We start from the raw sequence: 26,455 nt of genomic DNA, 5'->3' as shown, positions 1-26,455 counted from the left end.
GTTTTTTAATGTAGGGTGTTATTTAACTGGGCGAGGCTCAGTTCGTAAACCTAAAATTAAGCTTACACACATTAATAGTAAAACAATGGTAAACGGTAGACCGGTTGAAATAGCCCCAGCTTGTAGTGCTTCAATCGCTTGAGTACCACCAATCCAAAGTAATGCAGCAGCAATTGCGCCCTCAACAGTAGCCCAAAAAATACGCTGTGGTACCGGTGCATCAATTTTGCCACCTGCTGTGATTGAATCAATTACAAGTGATCCTGAATCAGAAGAAGTAATAAAGAATACCAGTACTAATACAATAGCAATGAAAGAAAGCACACTCGCCATTGGCATTTCATCCAGCATTTGGAACATCGCCATAGGGACACTTGTTAGGCCGTCAGTCCCAAGAGCACCAATACCATTAACTACTTGGTCAATTGCGATGCCACCATAGATAGACATCCACAGGATAGTAACCGCTGTTGGAATAAGTAATACCGCGGTTAAAAATTCACGGATTGTACGACCACGCGAAACACGCGCAATAAACATACCTACAAACGGTGACCATGAAATCCACCAAGCCCAGTAGAATACTGTCCAACCATGCATCCATGTTTCATCTTCACGGCCATGTGGGTTACTCAATGGAATAATGTTCTCTACATACCCCATTACCGTGTTAGGGATATTACCCATAGAGACCGCAAAACCAACTAAACATACAAATACTAGTAATACTAAAGCAATGAGCATATTTACGTTACTAAGTAATTTAACGCCGCCATCAATGCCTCTAATAACAGAGACGACTGCTAGTAACGTAACACCTGTAATAACCAGAATTTGTGAACCTACGCCACCTTCAAAACCAAATACATGATTAATACCGGCAGAAGCTTGTTGTGCACCTAGCCCAAGTGACGTTGCTAAACCAAATAAGGTTGCTAATACAGCTAAAATATCAATTATGTGACCAGGCCACCCCCACGCTTTATCACCTAAAATTGGGTAAAAAATCGAACGAATAGAAAGAGGTAAGCCTTTATTGTAAGTAAAAAATGCTAACGAAAGCGCAACTACAGCATAAATTGCCCAAGGGTGAAGACCCCAATGGAACATAGTTGCACCCATTGCCATTTTCGCGGCTTCTGGTGTGTTAGCTGTTACATTGAGCGGCGTTTCATACCAACCAGTGTAGTATGCAACTGGTTCAGCAACCCCCCAGAACATTAAGCCAATACCCATACCTGCAGCAAATAACATTGCCAGCCAAGAAATACGAGAATGCGATGGTTTAGCATCGTCACCGCCTAAGCGGATATTGCCATATGGTGAAAAAATTAAAACTAAACAAAAAATAACAAAGAAGTTGGCAGCCCACATAAATAAGCCGTCAAAATTATTAATAATATCGGTTTTGATACCATTTAGTGTTGTTTTAGCTACTTCGGCATCTGATACTAGTACGGCGATTAAAAAAAGTGCTATTAACCCTGCACTGATCCCGAATACAGGGTTATGTATATCAAATCCCCACTTTTGTACGTTGTCTTGACCTACGGTGTAGTCCGTATTATCAATACTGTACTTGTCATGATTCTCGCTCATGCAATACCTCATTGGTTAATGAAACAGGTTGGCTTAATGCCAGTTTTTTATAGTTCACTGTATTCGTCTTATTAGATTTATAACTAAAGCTAATAACACGAATAGTTAGAAGACTAACTAATTTAATTGCCCATCATACCTTTACTAATAGGGGAGTTAAATATTAAATGCAAAAGATTTAACACTTTGGCAAAACTTTAAGCTACTTTTGTCTTTTTATTGTACATATCTGGCAGCTGAACAAATGATAACTAATGTGTCAGCTAATTATTTTATAGTCGTATATAGCATTGAATGCAAAGCTAAGTGAATGAATATTCGGCCTAATCAGACAAGTAAATAACTAAAAAAACGCTATTGAATACGTAAAAAACTAAGTCAGCGTTTTAAAATCACTATTCATTTATTAAATGATTTTTTAATGACATTTTAACTATGTTTTTATGATTTGGGATAATGAGCTAGATAGATATTGTTCATGAGGTTAATGAAAAAGCGAGATTGAAATAGTTTTTATAAAAAGCGACTAAATCTTACTGTTTAAACTAAATTGGTCAAAGGTTTATTTCACCTTTGCGATTTAATTTACAAAAATGGCAAAGAAACGCTGCGCTTGTAAAGAAGTGACAAACAACAGTGATTAAATATAAATGATTAAATTGAATGGTTTTGATTTCTCATTTAATTCTTTTAGTGGAATAAAATTTCAAGAAATTATTCATTAAGACAGCGAAGAAAAGCTGCAGTTTTTAAGCTGCAGCGTAGATAGGGGGGTAACTATTTTTTATATGCTTCATTGTGAACGCCTGCGGCGCGTCCAGATGGATCCGCATTGTTTTGAAATGATGCATCCCACGCCAGTGCTTCGGGGGTTGAACATGCTACTGATTTACCATGTGGTACACAGTTAGCAGAGGCATCGCCCGGGAAGTGCGATTCAAAAATACGGCGGTAAAAATACGCTTCTTTTGAATCTGGCGTGTTAATTGGGTATTTAAATTTAGCATTCGCTAGTTCTTGATCCGTTACTTGCTCATTCACATACTCCTTTAAAGTATCAATCCAGCTGTAGCCAACACCATCAGAGAATTGTTCTTTTTGACGCCATAACACTTCGTCTGGAAGGTAGCCGTCGAAGCCAGCACGTAAAATATGCTTTTCAATTTTTTCGTCTTTACACATTTTAGCTTCTGGGTTGATGCGCATTGCAACATCAACAAATTCTTTATCTAAAAATGGCACGCGTGCTTCAACACCCCAAGCAGCCATTGATTTATTAGCACGTAAACAATCAAACATATGCAGTTTTGATACTTTACGGTTTAGCTCTTCATGAAACTCTTGTGCATTGGGTGCTTTATGAAAATATAAATAACCACCAAATAATTCATCGGCACCTTCACCTGAAAGTACCATTTTAATGCCCATAGCTTTAATTTGGCGTGCCATTAAGTACATAGGGGTTGATGCACGAATAGTGGTTACATCGTAGGTTTCAATGTGATAAATCACTTCTTTAAGAGCATCAATACCTTGTTGAATAGTAAAAATAATAGGGTGGTGAATAGTACCTATCATATCAGCCACTTTTTGTGCTGCTGCTAAATCGGGAGAGCCCTCTAAACCCACTGAAAACGAGTGCAGTTTAGGCCACCAAGCGTCACTTTCGTCGTTGTCTTCAATACGTTTTGCAGCAAAATGTTGAGTAATAGCTGAAATAACCGACGAATCTAACCCACCTGATAGTAATACACCGTAAGGTACGTCACACATAAGCTGGCGTTTTACCGCGGCTTCTAGAGCATCTTTTACATCTTCTGCCTTGGCATCGTTGTTTTTAACTGCGTCGTAGCTTTGCCAATCACGTTGGTAGTACGGTGTTAATTTACCGTCTTTGCTGTAAAGGTAATGCCCAGGTGGGAACTCCTCAATATGTTTACAAATAGGTGAAAGCGCTTTTAGCTCTGATGCTACATAAAAGTTGCCATGCTCGTCGTGGCCTGTATACAGCGGAATAATACCAATGTGGTCGCGACCAATTAGGTAAGCGTCTTGCTCTTCATCATATAAACAAAAGGCAAAAATACCATTTAAGTCATCTAAAAATGCAGGCCCTTTTTGTTTATACAGGGCTAAAATAACTTCACAATCTGACTGCGTTTGAAAATCAAACTCGACTTCTAAATTAGCGGCAAGCTCTTTGTGGTTATAAATTTCGCCATTTACCGCTAAAATATGCGTTTTTTCTGGGTTGTATAATGGTTGCGCACCGCTTGATACGCCAACTATTGCTAAGCGTTCGTGCACTAAAATTGCTTTGTTTGATGAATACACCCCTGACCAATCAGGCCCGCGGTGGCGAAGCAGTTTGGACATTTCGATTGCCTGAGCGCGTAACTGGCTGGGATCCGATTTAATATCGAGTACGCCGAATATTGAACACATAATTTTTCCTCATTCCTATTAAGTGCCTACGATAGCGAGTTTGCTAAAGACTAACCTTGTTTTATCAGAAATAAATACCTAAGTCACATGGCTTTTTTAAAATAATAAGAATAATTTATGCACCAAATAAATTGGCGTTGCACCAATGTGGTGATATTGGCAAGGAGATTAAAATGCAATGTGCAATTTTTAATTTAAAATTACGTTAAAGTTAAATTAAATTGCAACAATTAGTTTGCCTTGCACCAAGAAAGTGCAAAGCGAAAAATAAATAAATAGCGGTTGAGTTACTCAGTGAGTGAGCGTGAGTGCACTATTAATTAATCCCAGTAGCGGCTTAAACTCAGCTTAAGTTGTGCTAGGTGAGCATCGAGCTTATTTTTTGCAGCATTTCCTTGCTCAAGTGATACAAATTCAAAGGTGATTGGATCGGCAGTTCTAAATTGTGCAAACTGATGTAAGTCGGCTTCTATCACATGCGCTATTAAAGGATAACCCCCCGTTGTTTGCCCGTCATTTAATAACACTATAGGATTGCCATCAGGTGGAAGCTGTATGCTCCCAGGTGCTACGGCTACAGAGGGCAATGAAAGTGTATGTTGCATAATATCAGCATTTTTATGGTCTAGGCGTACGCCCATACGATTACTATTTGGATTAATAGTAAATGCGGTATCACAAAAAGCATTAATGCACTCGGGTGTTAGTAGCTCATAATGAGGACCAACATGTAAACGGATAATATTACGTTTTGGCGGGGTAAGGGCGCCCTTATTACATAACCAAGGTTTAGTATAAGGACTTATGGCTACCACATCGCCACTTTGCAGTGCACGGCCATTAAAGCCTCCAATGGCTGCCCCTAAATCGGTAGATTTAGAACCCATAACCTCTGGGCATTCAATACCGCCTTTTACTGCAATATAAGCACGGGAGCCACCACGGCCAGTTGCAAATTTAAGTGTTTGCATTGCTTTTATTGGGTAACTCCAGCCTGGATAAAGTGGGTGTCCATCAAGGGTTGCTTTGAGGTCGGCTCCATGAAGGGCAATAACGGTATCACACTGAAATTGCAGTTCGCATAAACCCACGGTTAATTCCAGCACGGCAGCGTTGTCGGTGTTATTTAATAAACGGTTCGCAATAATGTGTGCATAGGTATCAAGGCTGCCTGAGCGGCTTACCCCTAAATGTCGAAAACCCACACGGCCTAAATCTTGGATTGTTAGTTGAATACCGCTCTTGATTACTTTAATCATTGCTTACTCCTTTTACAGGCACAAACTCTATGGTATCGCCAGGTTTAAATAAGCAAGGATTAGCCGCTTTAGAATCAAATAAGCAGACATCAGTGTGAGCTATAATATGCCAACCACCTGGCGAATCTTCAGGGTAAATACCAGTTTGATCTGCTCCAATAGCAATTGCGCCTTTAGGTACACTCACTCGCGGGTTATCGCGCCTTGGGGTAAATAACCGTGAGTTGAGCCCATGTAAATAAGGAAAACCGGGAACAAAGCCTAAAAATAGAACGTGATATAACTCTTTACTATGTAAGTTAATCACTTCATCAATTGTGAGTTGATGATAGTTAGCTACGTAATCTAAATCTTCACCTTGGTAGTAGGTATTAATTTGGTGGTGCTGGCTATCAAACGGGTAATCATCCACTTCATCCCATAACTTAGCTAAGGTGTTGTACCATTTATTAAGCATTTCTGAGGACTTTAAATACAAAGTTAACGAGTTCATAGCTGGTACCAAATCGATAAATTCATTGCTGTTTTTACAGTGTTGGGCGAGTGCCCAAAGCTTTTTTTGCGTTGCAAGTATGTGTGGTTCGCTGTAGTGAGAAACATCAAAAAGCAGGCTAGAGTTCGTTAAAATTTTTATACTAGGAATCATGCTCATATCGATAACTCATTAATATTAATTACATTTAAGCTATCACAGTCGTTGTACTATTACGATATTAATAGACAAGCTCGGATCGAATAAACTCCCTCATTCGTAAAGTTTTGTTGTGTGTGAAATTAATTGTTGAGTTTACAGGTCTGCTTTAGGGTCTGTTGACCTTTGCGGATTAAAATTGTTCAAACTAGGAGCGGTTTAATCGCGGCGCGAGTTTTGTAACCTAGTGGGCTAAGTAAAAACCGAGCAACAAAGACTAAATCGCTCCTAGGCAGAACCCTTCGGGCAGCGCCTGTTTGGCATTGATGCTGCGTTATCGCCTATTTATGGGGAATAACCACACCACATAGGCTCTGCCTTGCCTAAACACCAAACAGACTGCTGCAAATTTAACCTTGGAAGGTCAACAGACCCTAGAGTAACTAAAACTAAGAGGTAATCGTATGTTTAAGGGGTTAATATTAGCTACATTTGCTATGTTGGGATTACTAAGTACGATGAGCGCTATCTCGTCAGATGAGGTAACTAAATCCAGTGATTTAAATGCCACTATGCATGTAGAAAAGCTAGTGCTTGGCTCGGGTTGTTTTTGGGGGGCAGAAAAACGCTATGAAGCACTTAATGGAGTACTCGATGCAGAGTCGGGCTATGCCGATGGGCATGGGTTTAAACCAACCTACAAAAATATAACTAAGTTATCGCGTCGCTTCGATGAAGATAACTACGCTGAAGTGGTGCAGGTTACATTTAATAGCAATATTATTTCGGCAAAAGAGCTGCTGCAAAATTATTACGAAAGCCACGATCCGACTCAAAAAAACCGCCAAGGTAATGATGTAGGCACGCAGTATCGCTCTATTATTTTAACTACAAGTGACGAGCAAGCAAACACCGCGATTGCTGTAACACAGCAGTACCAGCAGTTACTCACCAAAGCAGGTTATGGAACAATAGCTACACAAATTAAGCCACTAGAGCAATTTTATTCTGCTGAAGAGTATCATCAAAATTACCTTGAAAAAAATCCAAACGGTTATTGCCCAGACCATTCAACCGGTGTTGTTTTTAGTCAAGACGAAAAGCAGCAGGTTGATAACACTGCATTGTCGACTGGCAAACAAATTGTTATTTTAGACTCTCGCGATTACTGCCCTTACTGTGAAAAGTTTAAAGCGGCGGTAGCCAATGACTACAAAGGCACAATACCAATGACATTTCGCCATGCTGATCAGCTTAGCGGCTTAACTATCAAAAGTGCAACTTGGGCTACACCCACCATACTATTTTTAGAAGATGGAGTAGAAGTGTATTCTCGCCAAGGTTATATGGATGCCGAGCTGTTTTATAAAGCGCTAGGTGCATTTAAACTCGGTGACAGTGAAGCTTATAAAGTAGCGTTTAACGCTAAAACCGACAGCCCATATTGCAAAGAATACGCTATTTTTAAAAACACCCCCGATGGCATTTTTATCGATAAACTCAGTGGTGAACCCTTGTTTGATACCCGCGACAGATTTAATTCGGGTACTGGCTGGTTGTCGTTTACACACCCTGTAAAAGACAGCGTAACGCAGCATGAAGATAACAGTTGGGGCATGCAACGTATTGAGCTTAAATCTAAAAGTACCGGGATTCATTTAGGGCATTTATTCCCCGGTGAAGGGCCAAATGGTCAAGATAGATATTGTATTAATGCCACTGTCTTAGAATTTGTTGCTCGTGAGGAAATAAACAGATCAGATGATGTTTAAATAAGGAAATTTTAAGCAAAAAAAAGCAGCGATACTTAAAAAAGGTCGCTGCATTTCAATTGACAACATCTTCACACACAATAAAGATTCGGGGGGTTGTATTAGTAATAACTAATGCTGAATTATTGTTGCTGATGTGAATGTAAATAAAAACAACTCAAGCTCAGTCACCACCGAACTTGAGTTGCTTTTTACACTGACAACATCTTCACACACAATAAAGATTCTTATATTTATTGGCGGGTGTAAGCGTAAAATAAAAACAACCCAAGCTAAGTCACCACCGAACTTGAGCTGTTTTTTACACTGACAACATCTTCACACACAATAAAGATTCTTTTTTACTAGCTTGTTGTTACAAACTAATTAAATTTGGTTTCAGTAACGCGTTTTATTATTTTTGGTCGTTGCTGATTTGTTGAGTTAACTTTAGAGCTTTTACTCAATTTCGACAAGCGATAAAAACAAAACTAATAAGTGAAAAAAACTAATCTATAAATTCAGTCAACAAGTATATGATCAAGTACTTGATAATGCTGGTTATATTTTATTTTTTGAGGTTTACGTGAGACACGAAAAAAATATTTTAAAAAGGTCGTAAATAATAAAACGCCCATAAAAGGGCGTTTAATTAATAGTCACTTTGTTTGTCTGAAGGTGTTAATTACCCATTTCGCAAACAAATCGAGCGGGTGGTTTGCCGTACTAGAGCCGTGTTGTACCAAGTAGTATTTATCTTTGGTGGTAAGGGGTTGTTCAAACAGTTTATAGAGCCATTGCTCATCCAGCCAGCTTTGGCTAATTGGCAGAGGAATAAGTGCAATCCCCATTCCTTGCTGCGCCGCTCTTGCTACACCAAACATACTATCTATTTGAATAATTTGTGTTGGTGAAAAGTCATCAATCCCAACTTTTTCTGCCCACTGATGCCAAGCCCAAGGCCTTGCTTTATGCACAATAAGCGGCACTTGATTAAGCGCTTGGCAATGATCGTTTTGCCATTGTTCAAGTAGTTTTTTATTACACGCTGGAATATATTCTAAATTAAATAACTCAGTAGCCAGTCCATCAAGCGGTTTACTTGAAGATAAAATTATAGATAAATCACTTTGGCGAGTTAGTTCTTTGCGCGTTTTGAGGGTATCCATGTGTAAATTAATATTAGGGTGCTCGCTGGTCCATTCACTGAGCTTAGGCATTAACAATTCACTGGCAAAAAATTCGGGCAGGGTAATGGTTAAGTTTACATTTTGTTGTAACTGACTAAATTCATTAATGGTGCTCTCTAGCATATTTATAATTGGATAAATTGCTTCAAAAAAGTTTTTACCTGCAGGCGTTAAACTAATAGAGCGAGTTTGTCTTTGAAATAAATCAATGCCTAGCTGCTCTTCTAGCTGTTTAATTTGGTGGCTTACAGCCGAGGGCGTTAAGTAAAGCTCTTTAGCAGCATGTTTAAAACTTAAGCTTTTTGCGGCAAAACAAAAAGAGCGAAGGCCGCGAATAGGTGTTTGCATGGTATCCAGTATAAAGTTATTTCAATCGCCTAGTAATAGGCAATAATTAAACCAAAAATAAAAACTAACTATATCAGCAATTTATTTATTTTATTAGGTCGAATTCACCTAAGTGGTGCGTTAAATTGTCACTATAGTGCAAAAACTAAAATATAGACAAAAAAAATCCCTCTTACGAGGGATTTTGGGTAACTCAGCGCCATTGGCACTGGGAATGAGGTCGGTACAGGGTGAAATTATGAGTGGTTTAAAACACCATCTCAGGAATATCACCATTAACAAGCAATTTACCTGCCGTTTTGCTAATAATTTCATCAACTGATACGCCTGGTGCGCGTTCTAGTAAATGAAATGCGCCGTCTTTTACTTCTAGAACGGCTAAATCAGTAACTATTTTTTTAACACAGTTAACGCCCGTTAGCGGTAACGTACAGCTTTCTAATAACTTAGAGTCGCCGTGTTTACTGGCATGGGTCATGGTAACAATAATGTTTTTTGCACCTGCGACTAAATCCATCGCTCCGCCCATGCCTTTAATTAATTTTTTAGGGATCATCCATGAGGCTATAGAACCGTTTTGGTCTACCTCAAACGCGCCCAGAACGGTTAAGTCTACATGACCACCCCGTATCATGGCAAAACTATCTGCACTATTAAATATAGCTGCACCTGTTGCTGCCGTCACGGTTTCTTTACCCGCGTTGATCATATCCGCATCAACAGTAGCCTTAGTAGGGTATTCGCCCATGCCTAAAAGACCATTTTCGGACTGTAGCATAACTTCTATGCCATCGGGTACATAGTTTGCGACGAGTGTCGGAATACCAATGCCCAAATTAACATAAAACCCATCTTGTAACTCTTGAGCTACGCGCATTGCGACTTGTTCACGTGATAATGCCATTGTTAGTGCTCCTGCTTAATCTCGTGTGGTAACACGTTCAATGCGTTTTTCAAAGTTACCTTTTATAACGCGGTTAACAAAAATTCCTGGCGTATGTATTTGGCTTGGCTCAAGTTCGCCTGGCTCAACAATTTCCTCTACTTCTGCAACGGTAATTTTACCCGCAGTAGCCGCCATTGGATTGAAGTTCATGGCTGTATGACGAAATACTAAGTTGCCGTAGCGATCCGCTTTCCATGCTTTTACAATAGCGAATTCACCGGTAATTGACTCTTCTAAAATATAAGGGCGACCATTAAACTCTTTTACTTCTTTACCCTCAGCAACCGGTGTGCCGTAACCTGTGGCTGTGTAAAAAGCAGGTATTCCTGCACCACCAGCACGCATTTTTTCAGCAAGAGTACCTTGTGGCGTAAGCTCTACATCAATCTCGCCACTGAGTAGTTGCTGTTCAAACAAGGCATTTTCGCCAACGTATGAGGCAACCACTTTTTTAATTTGCTTGTCGTGCAGTAACAGCCCTAAACCAAAGTCATCAACACCACAGTTATTGGAAACAACGGTTAATTCTTTAGTTTGCATTTTTTTAATTTGGGCAATTAGACCCTCAGGGATACCACATAAGCCAAAACCACCGGCTATTATTGTATCGCCGTCTTTTAAACCTTCCATTGCAGCTTCATAACTAGAAACTACTTTATCAAAACCGGCCATGAGTCACTCCTCATTCTGTGCTATTTAATTATTGTGCGTGTAATGCTGCAGAAACCTTGCTAGCAGGTTGTTTGTTCAGTGCACTCGTAATTTGCCAACCTGCCTCAGCAAGCCTTTGTAAATCAATTCCATGCTCAATGCCAAGTCCTTGCAGTAAGTATACAACATCTTCGGTGGCAACATTTCCTGACGCGCCTTTGGCATATGGGCAGCCACCAAGGCCGGCAACAGCACTGTCAACCGTTGCTATACCAAGGTTTAGAGCAGCGTAAATATTTGTGAGCGCTTGCCCGTATGTGTCGTGAAAATGTACAGCAAGTTTAGATTTTTCAATATGTTTAAGTAGCAATGTAAGTAGCTCTATTACTTTAGCGGGTGTGCCAACACCTATGGTGTCACCTAGGCTAATTTCATAACAGCCCATTTTTAAGAGTTTAGCAGCAACAGCCAGTACAGTATGAGGGTCAACATCTCCCTCATACGGGCAACCTAACACACAACTTACATAACCGCGTACGCGAATGTTATGCGCCTTTGCAAAAGCCATAACTTCACTAAAACGCGCCAAACTTTGCTCAATAGAGCAATTAATATTTTTTTGGCAAAATGCTTCGCTCGCTGCGGTAAATATTGCAAATTCTTTAATACCTACAGCATCTGCTGCCTCTGCCCCTTTTAAATTAGGGGTAAGGGCACTGAGATTAACCTCAGGTAAATTAAGTGCGCTTATTACTTCACTAGAGTCTGCCATTTGTGGCACCCATTTAGGTGAGACAAACGCACCAGCTTCTATGTCTTTTATGCCTGCAGCGGCGAGTGCGTTAATAAGCGTTATTTTATCAGCAGTTTCTACAGCGGCTTCATTTTGAAGTCCATCTCTGGCGCCCACTTCAACAATGCGCACTGCTTTAGGTAATAATGAACTCATATTAAGCGGGTTCCTCTGCAGTTGTGTCTTCAACTATGGCCAGTAAAGCGCCATGGCTTACCAGTTCACCCTCAGCAAAACAGTAACTTTTTAATACGCCATCATGTGGGGCATTAAGCGTGTATTCCATTTTCATTGCTTCAATTATAACCACTGCATCGCCTTTAGTAATGGTGCTTCCCACCTCTAACAAGTGTTTAACTACAGTACCATTAAGTGGCGCAGCAAGGGGTAATGCCTCATTTTCATGTGAGCTGATGAAATGTTTATCAACACATTCAAACTTAGTTTGCAGTGCTTGGTTCATTACAGTAATGGCATTATCAACGTGGCTAACATGCGCAGTGTGTTTAGCGCCATTAATCGATACGTTGCAGTAGCCATTAGTTAACTCACCTTGCACTTCAAAGGTGTTGTCATTAATGGTCATGCTATAGCCCTGCGCGGTTTTTATTGCGTTTAAGGGGGTATCGCTAAATGGAATTTTAACTTGTTGCGGCGCATTTAAACTAAACCCATGTAATTGTTGCCATGGATTTGCACTACTTGTATTACTACCAAGTGATGCTAAATACGCAAAACCTGCAATTAAGCGGCTAGTTTGTAATAAAGACGGGTCAATAGTAACTAACGCTTCACCTTGCTCTGCAATAAAGTGGGTGCTTGGAGCACCTTGTTTAAAGCGTGGATGAATCGCTAAATTATATAAAAAGCTGATATTAGTGCTAAATCCGGCTAAATGAAATTGTGTTAATGCTTGTTGTAAACGCGAAAGTGCTTGGTCGCGGTTATCATCATGAACAATAAGTTTGGCAATCATTGGATCGTAATACGGGCTTATTTCATCACCTTGGGCAATACCAGTATCAATACGTACATATTCACTGTTAGCGGGCGTATATAGTGCCTCAATAGTGCCAGAGCACGGAATAAAGTCATTACTTGGATCTTCAGCATAAATACGTGCTTCAAAGCTGTGTCCTTGTAGCTGAATATCTGCTTGCGCTAAAGGTAACGCTAAACCACTGGCTACATTAATTTGCCAATTAACTAAATCAACGCCTGTGACCATTTCACTTACTGGGTGCTCTACTTGCAAGCGAGTATTCATTTCCATAAAAAAGAACTCATCACCACAGAGTAAAAATTCCACAGTGCCAGCGCCTCGGTAGTCAATTGCTAGGGCACATCTTACCGCGGCTTCGCCCATTTCTTTTCGCAATGAGTCTGATAAACCGGGGGCAGGCGCTTCTTCAATCACTTTTTGATGTCGACGCTGCAATGAACAATCACGATCACCTAAATACACACAGTTGCCATAGTTATCAGCAAATACTTGCACTTCAACATGGCGAGGTTGGTCAACATAACGCTCAAGCAAAACCAGATCATTACCAAAACCGGCAATAGCTTCACGTTTAGCACCTTCTAATGCGCTTATAAACTCACTGGCTTTTGAAACTATACGCATGCCCTTACCACCGCCACCAAAGGCCGCTTTGATAAGCACAGGGTAGCCAATTTTTTCAGCCTCAGCTTGTAAAAAGCTAGGGTCTTGTTTATCGCCATAATAACCTGGCACCAAAGGAACATTAGCGGCTGCCATAATTTCTTTTGCACGGGTTTTAGAGCCCATAGCTTCTATGCTACTTGCTGGCGGCCCAATAAAGGCAATGTTATTGGCTTCACAAACATTAGCAAATTCGCTGTTTTCAGATAAAAATCCATAACCAGGGTGAATACAATCGGCGCCACTCATTTTGGCAACGTTAAGTATTTTATCTGCAACTAGGTATGAGTCTTTACTCGGCGCTGCACCAATATGATAGGCTTCATCAGCCATTTTTACATGTTGAGCGTTTTTATCTGCATCTGAATAAACCGCAACCGTGGTCAAGCCCATTTGCTTTGCTGTTCGCATAATACGACAAGCAATCTCTCCGCGATTAGCAATCAGAATTTTTTGTAAGTGTACTGTGTTCATAATGCGTCCTAGAGTTGCCATTGGGGAGGGCGTTTTTCAAAAAAGGCAGTTAGACCTTCTTGACCTTCGTCTGATACACGAATTTTGGCTATACGTTCTGCAGTGAGCGCAATTATTTCGTTATCGATTTCTTTGTTTGCCACATCATTAATAAGCGCTTTAGCTGCTTTAACCGCTACCGGGCCATTATCTATCAGCGTTTGTAATAGGTTATCCAGTGCACAGTCTAAATTCCCTGTAATTTGGTGAACTAGCCCCAGCTGTTTAGCCGTATGCGCATCAAATACTTCAGCCGTTAAGAAGTAACGACGAGCAGCGCGCTCACCAATGGCTTTAATTACATAAGGGCTTATAACAGCAGGAATTAAACCTAATTTAACTTCACTTAAACAAAATTGAGCGTCGTCTTTACTGAGCGCAATATCACAGCAAGCAATTAAGCCCAATGCGCCACCAAATGCTGCGCCTTGTACCGCACAAATAGTAGGGTGTGGGCTTTGTGCTAAAACTTGCATTAGCTTAGCCAGCTGCATCGAATCGGCCAAATTATCGTTATAGTTGTTATCTGCCATCGATTTCATCCAGGCTAAATCGGCACCGGCTGAAAAGTGTTTACCCTCAGTTTTTAATACAAGGGCACGAATATCGAGCGTATTAGCATGTTCAATACATTGAATAAGCTCATGGATAACGTCGCTATTAAAGGCATTGCGTTTTTCTGGGCGACTTAAAACAAGTACAGCCACATTAGATTTTGTTATTTGTAGTGTTACTGACATTTTAAGCTCCCATTACATTCTAAATACGCCAAATTTTGATTCACGCTCAGGAGCATTTTTAGCTGCGCTAAGTGCAAGCCCAAGAACATTGCGTGTATCGACCGGGTCGATAATGCCATCATCCCATAAACGGGCGCTGGCATAATATGGGTGACCTTGCTGTTCGTATTGATCGATGATCGGCTTTTTAAAATCGTTAATTTGTTGTTCGCTCATGCTTTCGCCTTTGCGGGCTAAACCATCTTGTTTTACTTGCGCCATCACACCAGCGGCTTGTTCACCACCCATAACTGAAATACGGGCATTTGGCCACATCCACATCATGGTCGGTTCAAACGCTCGACCACACATACCATAGTTACCTGCACCGTATGAGCCACCGATTAAAATAGTAAATTTGGGTACATCGGCACACGATACCGCCATCACCATTTTAGCGCCGTGTTTAGCAATGCCTTCAGACTCGTATTTTTTACCGACCATAAAGCCAGTGATGTTTTGTAAAAATACCAGTGGAATGTTGCGCTGAGCGCATAATTGAATAAAGTGTGCGCCTTTTTGCGCTGACTCACTAAATAAAATACCGTTGTTGGCCACTATGCCTACGGGATGACCATAAATGCTGGCAAAACCTGTTACCAGTGTTTCACCAAAGTAGCGTTTAAATTCATCAAACGATGAGTCATCGACAGTACGTGCAATGACCTCACGGACATCAAATGGCTTTTTAAGATCAGTACCGACAATGCCGTAAAGTTCGTTAATATCATAACGAGGGGCTTTTACTTCTTCTAGTAATGGTGAGGTAGGGCGCGAATAGTTAATCCGTTCAATACATTGGCGAGCAATCGACAACGCATGAGCATCGTTTTCTGCGTAATGATCGGCCACACCTGATGTTTTACAGTGTACATCGGCGCCACCAAGCTCTTCTGCAGTAACTACTTCACCGGTGGCAGCTTTTACCAGCGGCGGACCAGCTAAAAAGATAGTGCCTTGTTCTTTTACAATAATACTTTCATCGGCCATAGCAGGAACATACGCACCACCTGCAGTACATAACCCCATAACCACAGCAATTTGTGGAATGCCTTTACCCGACATACGCGCTTGATTATAAAAAATACGACCAAAATGCAGTTTGTCAGGGAATACGTCGTCTTGCTCAGGTAAGTTTGCGCCACCTGAGTCAACTAAATAAATACACGGTAAATGACAACGTTCGGCGATGTCTTGAGCGCGTAAATGCTTTTTAACAGTCAGCGGGAAATAGGTGCCGCCTTTTACTGTCGCATCATTAGCAATCACCATACATTCGACGCCTTTAACGCGACCAATACCTGCAACCACACCGGCACAAGGAATATCTTGTTCATAAACGCCAAAGGCAGCAAATTGCGATATTTCTAAAAATGGCGAGCCTTCATCTAGCAAAGTGGTAATACGGTCGCGGACAAACAATTTACCACGGCCTTCATGGCGCTCTTTTAAAGCAGCACCACCGCCTAAACGTATTGTTGCTGCTTTACTGCGTAAATCATCCACTAGCGCCGACATGTTGTTGTGATTTTGCACAAAATTTGGATCATGCGGATTAACGCTCGATTTTAAAATCGTCATAACTAATCCTTAGCGGCTTTCAGTGAATAATTCGCGACCAATTAACATACGGCGTATTTCTGAGGTGCCTGCACCAATTTCATACAATTTCGCATCACGCAGTAAACGACCTGTTGCGTATTCATTTATATAACCATTACCGCCTAAAATTTGAATTGCGTCTAATGCCATTTTAGTTGCAAGCTCAGCAGCATATAAAATTGCGCCAGCAGCGTCTTTACGGGTGGTTTCGCCGCGATCACATGCTTTTGCTACTGTGTATACATATGAGCGAGCTGCGTTCATTTGTGTATACATATCAGCAATTTTGCCTTGTATTAACTGAAATTGACCAATAGGGCTGTCAAATTGCTTACGCTCATGGATGTAAGGCACCACAATATCCATACACGCTTGCATTATGCCAAGTGGGCCAGCCGCTAAAACAACACGCTCATAATCAAGGCCACTCATAAGTACCTTAACGCCTTCGTTTAAGTTACCTAAAATATTTTCTTCAGGTACTTCACAGTTTTCAAATACCAATTCACAGGTATTTGAGCCACGCATGCCGAGTTTGTCGAGCTTTTGTGCGGTTGAAAAACCAGGGAAAGTTTTTTCTACAATAAAGGCTGTAATTCCTTTAGCGCCGGCGTTTAAATCTGTTTTTGCATAAATAACCAGTGTATCTGCGTCAGGGCCATTAGTGATCCACATTTTATTACCGTTTAAAATGTACTTATCGCCTTTTTTCTCTGCTTTGAGTTTCATAGAAACAACATCAGAGCCCGCATTAGGCTCACTCATAGCCAGCGCACCAATGTGCTCGCCACTAATTAGTTTAGGTAAGTATTTTTCTTTTTGTGCTTGTGAACCATTACGGTTTATTTGATTAACACACAGGTTTGAATGCGCACCGTAACTTAAACCAATAGAGGCACTTGCACGGCTAATTTCTTCCATGGCAATAACGTGCTCTAAATAACCTAAGCCAGCACCACCAAATTCTTCATCCACGGTCATGCCAAGCACGCCCATTTCACCCATTTGCGGCCAAAGTTCATTGGGGAACGCATTATCAAGGTCAGTTTTTTCAGCTAGTGGGGCAATTTCTTGACTGGCAAAGCTGTTTACGTGACTGCGGATCATATCTGCAGTTTCGCCAAGGCCAAAGTTCATTTCTTTATATAGTGAAATAGTGCTCATGATTAATTCCTGTGTGTTGATGACGTTGTTATATTTTATTCATCTATTTTGCTAAGCGTGTCGCGACAGCGACGTTCAGCGGTGACCAGTTCCATAAGAACCACTTTAATGTCATCCATCTGTTGTGAAAGATCGGCTTTTTTCTCACTGATAAGGTCAAGCATAGTAACTAACTGTTTTGCACTTGATTTATCAGCATCATACAGTTCAAACAAACGACCTGTTTCAGCTAAAGTGAAACCTAAACGCTTGCCGCGCAGTATTAGCTTTAGGCGAACCTTGTCGCGCTTTGAGTAAATGCGTGTTTGGCCATTGCGCTCTGGCGATATTAACCCTTGGTCTTCGTAAAAACGGATAGAGCGGGTAGTAATATCAAATTCTTTAGCCAATTCACTAATGCTAAAAGTTTGTTCGTTTTTAGCCGGCTCGTTGGCTGAATTTGCAAAGTTTGTTTGATTATCTGATTTCATTGTAATGTTTACCTCATTCGAATAACCTCAATATAAGTGAAGTTTACGTAAAGGTAAAGTGCGATCTGGTTGTTATACTTTAGACGTATAAAATAAAAGCGGAAATGCAGCAGAAGTTGAGTGTTTATAAACGTTATAAGCCAGTTAGACAGTATGTAATAAATTTTTAGCAAGCTAACTTTACAGTTTTTACACTAATTAGAAAGTTGATTTTAGATTTACGTTGGCGTAAACGTAAATTTTATGTATGCTCGTATTTATCAGATTAGTTTAAACATTAAGCTAAACATAATAAAACATGTTTGCGTTAATTGAAAATGGAGCCTTTTATGTCTTTCGAAAGCGTTGTAATTGTAGCAGCAAAACGCACCCCAATGGGTGGATTTATGGGCGCACTAAGTGATGCGCAGTCTACCGAATTAGGTGCTACGGCCATTGCAGGCGCACTTGCTCAAACGGGTTTAAGCAATGATGCAATTGATGAAGTTATTATGGGCTGCGTATTACCAGCCGGTTTAGGCCAAGCACCTGCGCGTCAAGCAATGCTTAAAGCGGGGCTTGCACTAAGCACCGGCGCTACCACTATTAATAAAGTATGTGGCTCTGGATTAAAAGCAGCGATGTTAGCGAATGACCTTATTAAAGCAGGTTCTATTGAATCAGCAATCGCTGGTGGTATGGAAAGCATGACCAATGCACCTTACTTTATTCCTAAAGCCCGTGGCGGTATGCGTATGGGACATGGCGAAATTAAAGATCACATGATGAGTGATGGCCTAGAAGACGCCTACGACAATAAAGCAATGGGATGCTTTGCTCAAGACACAGCCGATGAATATGGTATTGGTCGTGAGCAAATGGATACGTTTGCACTGGGTTCATTAAGTAAAGCAAACGCAGCCATAGACAATGGGTGGTTTGATAGCGAAATTACTCCGCACACTATTAAAACGCGTAAAGGCGATGTCACTGTTTCAATTGATGAGCAACCTGGCAACGCACGCCCTGAAAAAATTCCAAGCTTAAGAGCTGCATTTAAAAAAGACGGCACTATTACTGCCGCTAATTCATCGTCTATTTCAGATGGTGGTGCTGCGCTAATACTAATGAGCGAATCAAAAGCAAAAGCTGAGGGTTTAACACCACTTTGCAAAATTGTTGCTCACAGTACTCACTCTCAAAAACCAAGTGAATTTACCGTAGCCCCAGTGGGCGCAATGAACAGCGTTCTTGAAAAAGCTGGCTGGACAACCGCCGATGTTGATTTATGGGAAATTAATGAAGCGTTTGCCATGGTCACCATGCTGGCTATTAACGAATTAAAGCTTGATGAAAGCAAAGTAAACGTGAATGGTGGAGCGTGTGCACTAGGCCACCCAATTGGTGCTAGTGGCGCACGTATTTTAGTAACACTTATTCATGCGCTTAAAAACCGAGGCCTCAAAAAAGGCGTTGCGTCTTTGTGTATAGGTGGCGGTGAAGCCGTTGCTATGGCAGTCGAAGCACTTTAACTGATAACAAAGCCGCAGCAACTATAACAATCACAGCGCTGCGGCAATTAAATTGAGTCAATAGGATTTATTATGCACCAAGTACCTTTACTAATTAACGGCGAGTTCGTTCAGTCAACGTCAAATGAATTAATTGATGTTGTAAACCCAGCTAATCAAGAAGTGCTCGCGCAAGTGCCATGCGCTACAGACGCAGAGATGGATGCGGCGATTGCATCAGCAAGCGAAACATTTAAAACATGGAAAGATGTGCCTATTACTGAGCGTGCGCGCATTATGATGAAATACGCGGCGCTATTAAAAGAAAACCATGATGAACTAGCCACTATTATTTGTCATGAGCTAGGCAAAACGTTTGAAGATGCAAAAGGTGATGTGTGGCGTGGTATTGAGGTAGTTGAACAAGCTGCTAATGCGCCGTCGTTAATGATGGGTGAAACCATGGAAAACGTAGCGCGCAAAATTGATACGTATTCTTACATGCAACCACTGGGTGTATGTGCAGGTATTACGCCATTTAACTTTCCAGCAATGATCCCATTGTGGATGTTCCCACTGGCAATTGTGTGTGGTAACACCTTTATTTTAAAACCGTCTGAGCAAGATCCACTTACTCCTATGCGCTTAGCTGAGCTATTTATTGAAGCGGGTGCACCTAAAGGCGTATTACAAGTAGTACACGGTACAAAACCACAAGTAGACCGCTTATTAGAAGACAAAGCTGTTCGTGCTATTTCATTTGTGGGTTCATGTGGTGTAGGTGCCTATATTTACTCTAAAGGCACACAAAACTTAAAACGTGTTCAAGCGTGTGTTGGCGCTAAAAACCACATGGTAATTATGCCTGATGCGAGTAAATCGCATGTTGTTAATAACCTTGTGGGTGCCTCTGTAGGTGCGGCAGGTCAGCGCTGTATGGGTATCTCTGTGGCGGTATTTGTTGGTCAAGCAAAAGACTGGGTTGATGAAATTAAAGCAGGCTTTGAAGGTGTACGCCCAGGTGTTTGGGATGATGCAGACGCGGCTTATGGCCCACAAACATCACCTGCTGCAAAAGCACGTATTTTATCACTGATTGCTGATGGTAAAGCACAAGGCGCTACCTGTTTAATTGATGGCTCTGATTTTAGCGTTGAAGGTTACGAGCAAGGTAACTGGGTAGGTCCTACGTTATTTACTGATGTAACCAAAGATATGAACTTGTACAAAGAAGAGATTTTTGGCCCAGTATTGGCGTGTATGTTTGTTGATACCCTTGAAGAAGCCATTGCACTTATTAACGAAAGCCCTTACGGCAACGGTACTTCATTATTTACCTCAAGTGGTGCGGTTGCACGTAAATTCCAACACGAAATTGAAGTAGGCCAAGTGGGTATTAATGTGCCAATTCCTGTGCCTTTACCATTTTTCTCGTTCACGGGTTGGAAAGGCTCATTCTACGGCGATACTCACACGTATGGTAAACAAGGTATTCGTTTTTACACAGAAACTAAAACCATTACCTCACGCTGGTTTGAAGATGATATCGCTTCAGGCCCAAATATGAGTATTAATCTTAAGTAACATTTTAACCGCATAATCAATAAAAAAGAGGGGCACAACACACAATGTTGTCGCTCCTCACTAATAACTCCCTTTGTGGGATGCACTGACAACAAACAAAACACAACAAGAGGTCTACCATGGACTTTAACTTATCTGAAGATCAACAAGCTTTTGCGCAAACGGCGCGCCAATTCGCAGAATCTGAACTAGCACCACATGCAGCTAAGTGGGATCGCGAACATATTTTCCCAAAAGACACAATTAAAGCCGCTGGTGAGCTTGGTTTTTGTGGCTTATACACACCAGAAGAAGCCGGTGGCTTAGGTTTATCTCGTTTAGATTCAAGCATTATTTTTGAGCAACTTGCACTGGGTTGTACAGCAACTACGGCTATGCTGACCATTCATAATATGGCAACCTGGATGATCGCAAGCTTTGGCACCGATGCAGTAAAAGACAAATACGTTGAGCAATTGGTAATGGGCGAATTGTTAGCCTCTTACTGTTTAACTGAGCCAGGCTCTGGCTCTGATGCTGCGTCATTAAAAACTAAAGCAGTTCTTGATGGTGATGAGTATGTTATTAACGGCTCAAAAATGTTTATTTCAGGCGCCGGTGAAACAGAAATTTTAGTTGTAATGGCACGTACAGGGGCAGATGGCCCAAGTGGAATCTCAGCGTTTGTTGTACCAGCAGATGCCAAAGGTATTGAGTACGGCAAAGCAGAAGAAAAAATGGGTTGGAACGCACAACCAACACGCTTAATTAGTTTTGAAGATGTACGAATTCCGGCTGCAAACTTATTAGGTCAAGAAGGCGAAGGCTTTAAGTTTGCCATGCAAGGCTTAGATGGCGGCCGTATTAATATTGCCACTTGTTCTATTGGTACTGCACAAGCGGCACTTAATACCGCACGTGAGTATTTAAAAGAGCGTACCCAATTTGGTAAGCCATTGGCAGCATTTCAAGCGCTACAATTTAAAATTGCCGATATGAATACCGAGCTTGTAGCAGCGCGCCAAATGGTTCGACTCGCTGCGTTTAAACTTGATACTAACGACAGCGAAAAAACCACTTATTGTGCTATGGCTAAACGCTTTGCAACCGATGTTGGTTTTACTGTGTGTAACGATGCGCTGCAAATTCATGGTGGCTACGGTTACATTAAAGAGTACCCACTTGAACGCCACGTACGCGATGTACGTGTTCATCAAATTCTAGAAGGCACTAACGAAATTATGCGCGTGATTATTGCACGTCGTATCTTAGCCGAATCAGCCAGCGAAGTTTTATAAGGAGATTAGTATGTCAAATCCTAGCATTGAATTAACAATTGAAGGTCATGTTGCTATTTTAACTATGTCGAATCCGCCAGCGAATACCTGGACGAAAGACACCTTAGTGGCGCTTAAAGACACAGTTAATCAGCTCAACACCAATAAAAATATTTATGCATTAGTACTGACTGGTGAAGGCGAGAAGTTTTTTAGCGCCGGTGCTGACCTCAATGTATTTGCCAGTGGCGATAAAGGTGTCGCTGCAGATATGTCATGTGTATTTGGTGAAGCCTTTGAAGCGCTAACTAATTTTAGAGGCGTGTCGGTTGCAGCCATTAATGGCTATGCAATGGGTGGCGGGCTTGAAGTAGCGCTTGCTTGCGACATTCGTATTGCAGAAGAGCAAGCACAAATGGCATTGCCTGAAGCAAAAGTGGGTTTATTACCCTGTGCTGGTGGAACGCAAAACTTAGCATGGCTCGTTGGTGAAGGCTGGGCAAAACGCATGATTTTATGCGGTGAGCGCTTAAAAGCCGATAAAGCCCTACAAATTGGCTTAGTGGAAGAAGTGGTTGCACAAGGTGAAAGCTTTGCAGCAGCACTAAAACTAGCTAACCAAGTGGCAGAGCAAAGCCCATCGTCGGTTGCTGCATGTAAAACATTGATTCAAAAAGGGCGTCATCAGCCAATGGCGAATGCATTGCCACTGGAGCGAGAGCTGTTTGTTGGTTTATTTGATACCGAAGATCAGCAAGAGGGCGTGAACGCCTTTTTAGAAAAACGCAAAGCTAATTGGGTGAATGGCTAATGAGTGAATTAACCCGTTTAAATTCAGCTGATGCTGCCGTGGTATTTGAAACGGCAACCACAGACAATGGCCGACTCATTGGTTTTGCTACGCTTAACGCGCCTAAGTCATTAAACGCGTTAAATTTTGAGATGATCAGCTTGCTCGAGCCACAACTACAGCAATGGGACAAAGACGATAACATTGCATTAGTGGTTCTTAAAGGCGCAGGTGAAAAAGCATTTTGTGCCGGTGGCGATGTAGTGAGCTTACACAAAGCAATGAGTGAGGGTAAACCGAGCTCACTGGTTGAAGAGTTTTTTACTCAAGAGTATCAGCTCGATTACCTAATTCACTGCTACAACAAACCCATTTTAGTGTGGGGTAACGGTATTGTAATGGGCGGCGGTTTAGGTTTAATGGCCGGTGCCAGTCACCGTGTGGTTACCGAAACATCACGCATTGCCATGCCTGAGCAAACCATTGGGCTTTACCCTGATGTAGGCGGCAGTTATTTTTTACATAAAATGCCCGCCCATGTTGGTTTGTTTTTAGGGCTGACCTCGGCATCTATAAATTGTGAAGACGCTAAGCTTGTATCGCTTGCCGATCACTTTGTAAATGCTGATAAATACCCAGAGCTTGTTGAAGCGTTACTCAATACTAAATGGGGTAAAACAGCAAGTTTAAACCACGACAAGCTAAGTAACTTGCTAATTGAGTTAGATAACAACTCTAGCCGTATGCCTAAAGGCAATTTAAAAGCTAACTTATCGCTAATTCAAAAGTTAGGCGACTTTGACACGTTACAGCAGCAGGTCGATTACATTTTAAACCTAACCACAGATGACAAATGGCTACAACACGCTCAAAAATCGTTGGCGCATGGTTGTCCATTAAGTTGTGCTTTAGTGAGTGAGCAGCTTAAACATAGCAAAGGCAAAAACTTAGCTGACTGTTTTAAAATGGAATTGGGCATGTCGGTTCGTGCTGGCGAAGTGGGCGAGTTTCAAGAAGGTGTACGTGCCTTACTAATCGATAAAGACGGTACGCCACAGTGGCAGTTTAAAACCTTAGCTAATGTGCCAAGCGAAGTAGTAGAGAGCTTTTTTGCAAATCGCTTTGGCGAGAAACATCCGCTAGAGCCGTACTTTTCACAACTAAATTTACATGGGTAAAGCGATGAGTAAACTTAATATAGGATTTATTGGTTTAGGAAACATGGGCGGCCCAATGGCAGCAAACTTAGTTAAAGCAGGCCACAGTGTGCGCGTTTTTGACTTAAGTGCAGAGGCCGTTAAAGAGCTTGTGAATCATGGGGCTAGTGCGACGCAAAGCGCAAGTGAATGTGCGCACGAGGCTGATGTGCTAATTAGCATGCTACCGGCAAGCAAACATGTTAAATCACTTTATTTAGGCACAGACGAGCAATCGGGTTTAATTAAAGTACTAAGTAAAAGCACGTTAGTGATTGATTGTTCAACCATAGATGCACAATCGGCTCGTGATGTAGGCCATGCCCTAAGCGAGCAAGGTATTGCGTTTGTTGATGCCCCGGTATCGGGTGGTGTAGCAGGGGCAACAGCGGGTACGCTTACGTTTATTGTGGGTGGTGAGCAAACTGCATTCGATAAAGCCAATACTGTATTAGTCGATATGGGTAAAAACATATTCCATGCCGGTGATATTGGTGCAGGGCAAGTTGCTAAAATATGTAACAATATGCTGTTGAGTATTTTAATGGCAGGCACCAGTGAAGCCATTCAAATGGGAATTAATAACGGCCTCGACGCAAAAGTACTAAGCGACATAATGAGCGCAAGCTCGGGTCGTAACTGGACGTTAGAACTTTATAACCCCTGCCCAGGTGTTATGGAAACCGCACCAGCTAGTAACGACTATAAACCTGGCTTTATGGTCGATTTAATGGCTAAAGACTTAGGCCTTGCTATGGAAGCGGCTCAGCAGAGTAATTCACTGACGCCAATGGGCTCAATGGCTAAAAATTTATACACTATGATTCAGCACCAAGGTGCAGGCAGTGATGATTTTAGTGCCATTTTTAAATTGTTTTCGAAGTAGGAAAGTATCGTGGAAATAAAAAATAATACCGTAGTTATTACCGGTGGCGCACAAGGCTTAGGTTTTGCAATGGCGCAAAAGTTTGCCTTAATGGGCGCTAATATTGCCTTAATTGATATGGCACAAGCACAGTTAAATGAAGCAACCGAGCAGCTATCTGCATTAGCAGGCGTAACAGGCACTATTAAAGGCTACAGCGCTAATGTAACGGTAGAGAGCGAAGTTGAAGACGTATTTAATACCATTAACAGTGACTTTGGCCATATTGGGGTATTAATTAATAACGCCGGCATTTTACGCGATGGTATGTTTATAAAAGCCAAAGACGGCAAAGTGGTTAAAAAAATGTCGCTTGATCAATTTCAATCAGTAATTGACGTTAACCTAACAGGTGTATTTTTGGCAGGGCGCGAAGCGGCTAGCCACATGATTGAATCAGGCAAAGGCGGCGTAATTGTAAACATGTCGAGCGTAGCGCGTGCGGGTAATATTGGCCAAACTAACTATGCCGCCTCAAAAGCGGGTGTTGTGGCATTAACCACTACATGGGCTAAAGAGCTTGGCCGTTTTGGTATACGCGTTGGCGCCATTGCACCGGGTGTTATTAGCACCGCGATGACAGATGTAATGAAGCCAGAAGCTAAACAGCGCATGCTAGCAGTAACACCAGTAGGGCGCTTAGGTGAAACCGCTGAAATAGCCCATACTGCTCAGTATATTATCGAAAACGACTTTTTTACTGGCCGTGTAGTAGAGATAGACGGCGGTATTCGTTTGTAAACTAATCTTTATAAACGTATGAGTGTTAGTTTATTAAAAAGCACAGCCCTTTGGGTTGTGCTTTTTTTTAAAGTCGGACATTTATAATCTTGAAAAAGGGCTGATGTATCCGTAAACGTAGTACCGCCATTAATCGCATACCACTGCCATAAAGTAATCCACAGGGTAAATAATGCTTCGCAGAGCACGCTTTAAAAAAATTATTTATTTCTTGTTGCGTTAAAACTATCGGTAGTTTAGTTGCTCGTTTGCTCTTAATAAAACTAATGATAATGAAAGTGGTTTGTTAATCACTTCTTTAAATAAAAAGCTCAACGCATTTAATGCTTGTGTTTGAGTGTTAGGTGCAACATTTTGATGGTTGACTAAGTGATTTAAAAAAGTTCGATCTCATTATCTCCCATCGTTGTTGGGTGCCTCATAGAGTTAAAACGAATAAATGAAGCTATCCAGTATAAATACGCTTTAATGGTACTTTTTGCATAACGCTTTAGATACATTTGTTCGGCTATCATAGTTAAAAAAGGTGATTTCATGATATGAATCTTTAGTAAAAAAGTAACTGTATATATGGACAGTGTTTATCGTTTTGTCCAATATTACTGATCTCCACCATTTTGGTGTTTTTTTATTTGTAAAAAATTAGACGTAGTTAACTAATTGTTT

At 41.3% G+C, this 26,455-nt stretch carries 21 protein-coding genes and 1 pseudogene; 8 read left to right on the top strand and 14 right to left on the bottom strand.

What is annotated here, in order from left to right:
• Window positions 1-18: 18 nt before the first annotated feature.
• The 4 genes from DK924_RS06705 to pxpB form a co-directional block, all read right to left on the bottom strand.
• Window positions 19-1,599, bottom strand: a complete 1,581-nt coding sequence (locus DK924_RS06705) for a BCCT family transporter (protein WP_010389940.1) — start codon at window positions 1,597-1,599, stop codon at window positions 19-21.
• Window positions 1,600-2,376: 777 nt separating this feature from the next.
• Complete coding sequence (gene asnB / locus DK924_RS06700) at window positions 2,377-4,044, bottom strand: asparagine synthase B (RefSeq protein ID WP_109874670.1); 1,668 nt, start codon at window positions 4,042-4,044, stop codon at window positions 2,377-2,379.
• Between the two features lie 320 nt (window positions 4,045-4,364).
• The gene (locus DK924_RS06695) at window positions 4,365-5,303 is read right to left on the bottom strand and encodes a biotin-dependent carboxyltransferase family protein (RefSeq protein ID WP_109874669.1); all 939 of its coding nucleotides are present in this window, start codon (window positions 5,301-5,303) and stop codon (window positions 4,365-4,367) included.
• Window positions 5,296-5,955 carry a 5-oxoprolinase subunit PxpB gene (gene pxpB / locus DK924_RS06690; protein WP_010389944.1) on the bottom strand — a complete coding sequence of 220 codons (660 nt, stop codon included), beginning with the start codon at window positions 5,953-5,955 and terminating at the stop codon, window positions 5,296-5,298. The genes DK924_RS06695 and pxpB overlap by 8 nt, the downstream gene beginning before the upstream one ends.
• Window positions 5,956-6,398: 443 nt before the next feature.
• On the opposite strand from pxpB, the gene msrA reads away from it, so the two are divergent.
• Window positions 6,399-7,706, top strand: coding sequence for a peptide-methionine (S)-S-oxide reductase MsrA (gene msrA / locus DK924_RS06685; protein ID WP_109874668.1), 1,308 nt, complete (start codon window positions 6,399-6,401; stop codon window positions 7,704-7,706).
• A gap of 638 nt (window positions 7,707-8,344) precedes the next feature.
• On the opposite strand, the gene DK924_RS06680 is transcribed toward msrA, so the two are convergent.
• From DK924_RS06680 to DK924_RS06640, 9 genes are all read right to left on the bottom strand, one after another.
• Window positions 8,345-9,223 carry a LysR family transcriptional regulator gene (locus tag DK924_RS06680; RefSeq protein WP_010389946.1) on the bottom strand — a complete coding sequence of 293 codons (879 nt, stop codon included), beginning with the start codon at window positions 9,221-9,223 and terminating at the stop codon, window positions 8,345-8,347.
• A gap of 247 nt (window positions 9,224-9,470) precedes the next feature.
• Window positions 9,471-10,127 (bottom strand): 3-oxoacid CoA-transferase subunit B, encoded by a 657-nt coding sequence (locus DK924_RS06675; protein ID WP_008114705.1) that lies wholly within the window; start codon window positions 10,125-10,127, stop codon window positions 9,471-9,473.
• Between the two features lie 15 nt (window positions 10,128-10,142).
• Window positions 10,143-10,841 (bottom strand): CoA transferase subunit A, encoded by a 699-nt coding sequence (locus DK924_RS06670; protein ID WP_008114703.1) that lies wholly within the window; start codon window positions 10,839-10,841, stop codon window positions 10,143-10,145.
• A 28-nt stretch (window positions 10,842-10,869) separates the two neighbouring features.
• Window positions 10,870-11,769: a hydroxymethylglutaryl-CoA lyase gene (locus DK924_RS06665; RefSeq protein WP_109874667.1), complete on the bottom strand. Its 900-nt coding sequence runs from the start codon at window positions 11,767-11,769 to the stop codon at window positions 10,870-10,872.
• 1 nt (window position 11,770) lies between these two features.
• Window positions 11,771-13,753, bottom strand: a complete 1,983-nt coding sequence (locus DK924_RS06660) for an acetyl/propionyl/methylcrotonyl-CoA carboxylase subunit alpha (protein WP_109874666.1) — start codon at window positions 13,751-13,753, stop codon at window positions 11,771-11,773.
• 8 nt (window positions 13,754-13,761) lie between these two features.
• On the bottom strand, window positions 13,762-14,532 hold the full coding sequence (locus tag DK924_RS06655) for an enoyl-CoA hydratase/isomerase family protein (protein WP_010389950.1): 771 nt from the start codon (window positions 14,530-14,532) through the stop codon (window positions 13,762-13,764).
• Between the two features lie 12 nt (window positions 14,533-14,544).
• Window positions 14,545-16,152, bottom strand: coding sequence for a carboxyl transferase domain-containing protein (locus tag DK924_RS06650; protein WP_109874665.1), 1,608 nt, complete (start codon window positions 16,150-16,152; stop codon window positions 14,545-14,547).
• 9 nt (window positions 16,153-16,161) lie between these two features.
• Entirely contained in the window at window positions 16,162-17,337 is a 1,176-nt protein-coding gene (locus DK924_RS06645) for an isovaleryl-CoA dehydrogenase (RefSeq protein ID WP_008114693.1), read from the bottom strand.
• A gap of 35 nt (window positions 17,338-17,372) precedes the next feature.
• Window positions 17,373-17,807 (bottom strand): MerR family DNA-binding transcriptional regulator, encoded by a 435-nt coding sequence (locus tag DK924_RS06640; protein WP_008114692.1) that lies wholly within the window; start codon window positions 17,805-17,807, stop codon window positions 17,373-17,375.
• 329 nt (window positions 17,808-18,136) lie between these two features.
• Here DK924_RS06640 and DK924_RS06635 point away from each other — a divergent pair, with 329 nt between their 5' ends.
• The 7 genes from DK924_RS06635 to DK924_RS06605 all read left to right on the top strand — a co-directional run bounded on the left by DK924_RS06635 (window position 18,137) and on the right by DK924_RS06605 (window position 25,789).
• On the top strand, window positions 18,137-19,318 hold the full coding sequence (locus DK924_RS06635) for a thiolase family protein (RefSeq protein ID WP_109874664.1): 1,182 nt from the start codon (window positions 18,137-18,139) through the stop codon (window positions 19,316-19,318).
• A gap of 72 nt (window positions 19,319-19,390) precedes the next feature.
• Window positions 19,391-20,881 (top strand): CoA-acylating methylmalonate-semialdehyde dehydrogenase, encoded by a 1,491-nt coding sequence (locus DK924_RS06630; RefSeq protein ID WP_010389954.1) that lies wholly within the window; start codon window positions 19,391-19,393, stop codon window positions 20,879-20,881.
• A gap of 119 nt (window positions 20,882-21,000) precedes the next feature.
• Complete coding sequence (locus tag DK924_RS06625; RefSeq protein ID WP_109874663.1) at window positions 21,001-22,158, top strand: acyl-CoA dehydrogenase family protein; 1,158 nt, start codon at window positions 21,001-21,003, stop codon at window positions 22,156-22,158.
• Window positions 22,159-22,168: 10 nt separating this feature from the next.
• Window positions 22,169-22,948, top strand: coding sequence for an enoyl-CoA hydratase (locus tag DK924_RS06620; RefSeq protein WP_036982737.1), 780 nt, complete (start codon window positions 22,169-22,171; stop codon window positions 22,946-22,948).
• Window positions 22,948-24,105: an enoyl-CoA hydratase/isomerase family protein gene (locus DK924_RS06615; RefSeq protein WP_109874662.1), complete on the top strand. Its 1,158-nt coding sequence runs from the start codon at window positions 22,948-22,950 to the stop codon at window positions 24,103-24,105. The genes DK924_RS06620 and DK924_RS06615 overlap by 1 nt, the downstream gene beginning before the upstream one ends.
• A gap of 4 nt (window positions 24,106-24,109) precedes the next feature.
• On the top strand, window positions 24,110-25,009 hold the full coding sequence (mmsB, locus tag DK924_RS06610; protein ID WP_109874895.1) for a 3-hydroxyisobutyrate dehydrogenase: 900 nt from the start codon (window positions 24,110-24,112) through the stop codon (window positions 25,007-25,009).
• Window positions 25,010-25,018: 9 nt separating this feature from the next.
• Window positions 25,019-25,789 (top strand): SDR family oxidoreductase, encoded by a 771-nt coding sequence (locus tag DK924_RS06605; protein WP_008114682.1) that lies wholly within the window; start codon window positions 25,019-25,021, stop codon window positions 25,787-25,789.
• Window positions 25,790-26,014: 225 nt separating this feature from the next.
• On the opposite strand, the pseudogene DK924_RS18920 reads toward DK924_RS06605, so the two are convergent.
• Window positions 26,015-26,289, bottom strand: a pseudogene (locus tag DK924_RS18920) (phage integrase N-terminal SAM-like domain-containing protein).
• Window positions 26,290-26,455: the final 166 nt, after the last annotated feature.

The sequence above is a fragment of the Pseudoalteromonas sp. meg-B1 genome (assembly GCF_003173795.1).
Classification (GTDB): domain Bacteria; phylum Pseudomonadota; class Gammaproteobacteria; order Enterobacterales; family Alteromonadaceae; genus Pseudoalteromonas; species Pseudoalteromonas undina.
This window is presented reverse-complemented; position numbering and strand designations above follow the sequence as displayed.

Excerpts from the sequence above, each read along its gene's own strand:
- msrA (WP_109874668.1), top strand. The coding sequence starts at position 6,399 with ATGTTTAAGGGGTTAATATTAGCTACATTTGCTATGTTGGGATTACTA.
- DK924_RS06655 (WP_010389950.1), bottom strand. The coding sequence starts at position 14,532 with ATGTCAGTAACACTACAAATAACAAAATCTAATGTGGCTGTACTTGTT.
- DK924_RS06640 (WP_008114692.1), bottom strand. The coding sequence starts at position 17,807 with ATGAAATCAGATAATCAAACAAACTTTGCAAATTCAGCCAACGAGCCG.
- DK924_RS06695 (WP_109874669.1), bottom strand. The coding sequence starts at position 5,303 with ATGATTAAAGTAATCAAGAGCGGTATTCAACTAACAATCCAAGATTTA.
- DK924_RS06650 (WP_109874665.1), bottom strand. The coding sequence starts at position 16,152 with ATGACGATTTTAAAATCGAGCGTTAATCCGCATGATCCAAATTTTGTG.
- DK924_RS06645 (WP_008114693.1), bottom strand. The coding sequence starts at position 17,337 with ATGAGCACTATTTCACTATATAAAGAAATGAACTTTGGCCTTGGCGAA.
- DK924_RS06670 (WP_008114703.1), bottom strand. The coding sequence starts at position 10,841 with ATGGCCGGTTTTGATAAAGTAGTTTCTAGTTATGAAGCTGCAATGGAA.
- mmsB (WP_109874895.1), top strand. The coding sequence starts at position 24,110 with ATGAGTAAACTTAATATAGGATTTATTGGTTTAGGAAACATGGGCGGC.
- DK924_RS06675 (WP_008114705.1), bottom strand. The coding sequence starts at position 10,127 with ATGGCATTATCACGTGAACAAGTCGCAATGCGCGTAGCTCAAGAGTTA.
- DK924_RS06630 (WP_010389954.1), top strand. The coding sequence starts at position 19,391 with ATGCACCAAGTACCTTTACTAATTAACGGCGAGTTCGTTCAGTCAACG.
- DK924_RS06625 (WP_109874663.1), top strand. The coding sequence starts at position 21,001 with ATGGACTTTAACTTATCTGAAGATCAACAAGCTTTTGCGCAAACGGCG.
- DK924_RS06620 (WP_036982737.1), top strand. The coding sequence starts at position 22,169 with ATGTCAAATCCTAGCATTGAATTAACAATTGAAGGTCATGTTGCTATT.
- DK924_RS06680 (WP_010389946.1), bottom strand. The coding sequence starts at position 9,223 with ATGCAAACACCTATTCGCGGCCTTCGCTCTTTTTGTTTTGCCGCAAAA.
- DK924_RS06615 (WP_109874662.1), top strand. The coding sequence starts at position 22,948 with ATGAGTGAATTAACCCGTTTAAATTCAGCTGATGCTGCCGTGGTATTT.
- DK924_RS06665 (WP_109874667.1), bottom strand. The coding sequence starts at position 11,769 with ATGAGTTCATTATTACCTAAAGCAGTGCGCATTGTTGAAGTGGGCGCC.
- pxpB (WP_010389944.1), bottom strand. The coding sequence starts at position 5,955 with ATGAGCATGATTCCTAGTATAAAAATTTTAACGAACTCTAGCCTGCTT.
- DK924_RS06635 (WP_109874664.1), top strand. The coding sequence starts at position 18,137 with ATGTCTTTCGAAAGCGTTGTAATTGTAGCAGCAAAACGCACCCCAATG.
- asnB (WP_109874670.1), bottom strand. The coding sequence starts at position 4,044 with ATGTGTTCAATATTCGGCGTACTCGATATTAAATCGGATCCCAGCCAG.
- DK924_RS06660 (WP_109874666.1), bottom strand. The coding sequence starts at position 13,753 with ATGAACACAGTACACTTACAAAAAATTCTGATTGCTAATCGCGGAGAG.
- DK924_RS06705 (WP_010389940.1), bottom strand. The coding sequence starts at position 1,599 with ATGAGCGAGAATCATGACAAGTACAGTATTGATAATACGGACTACACC.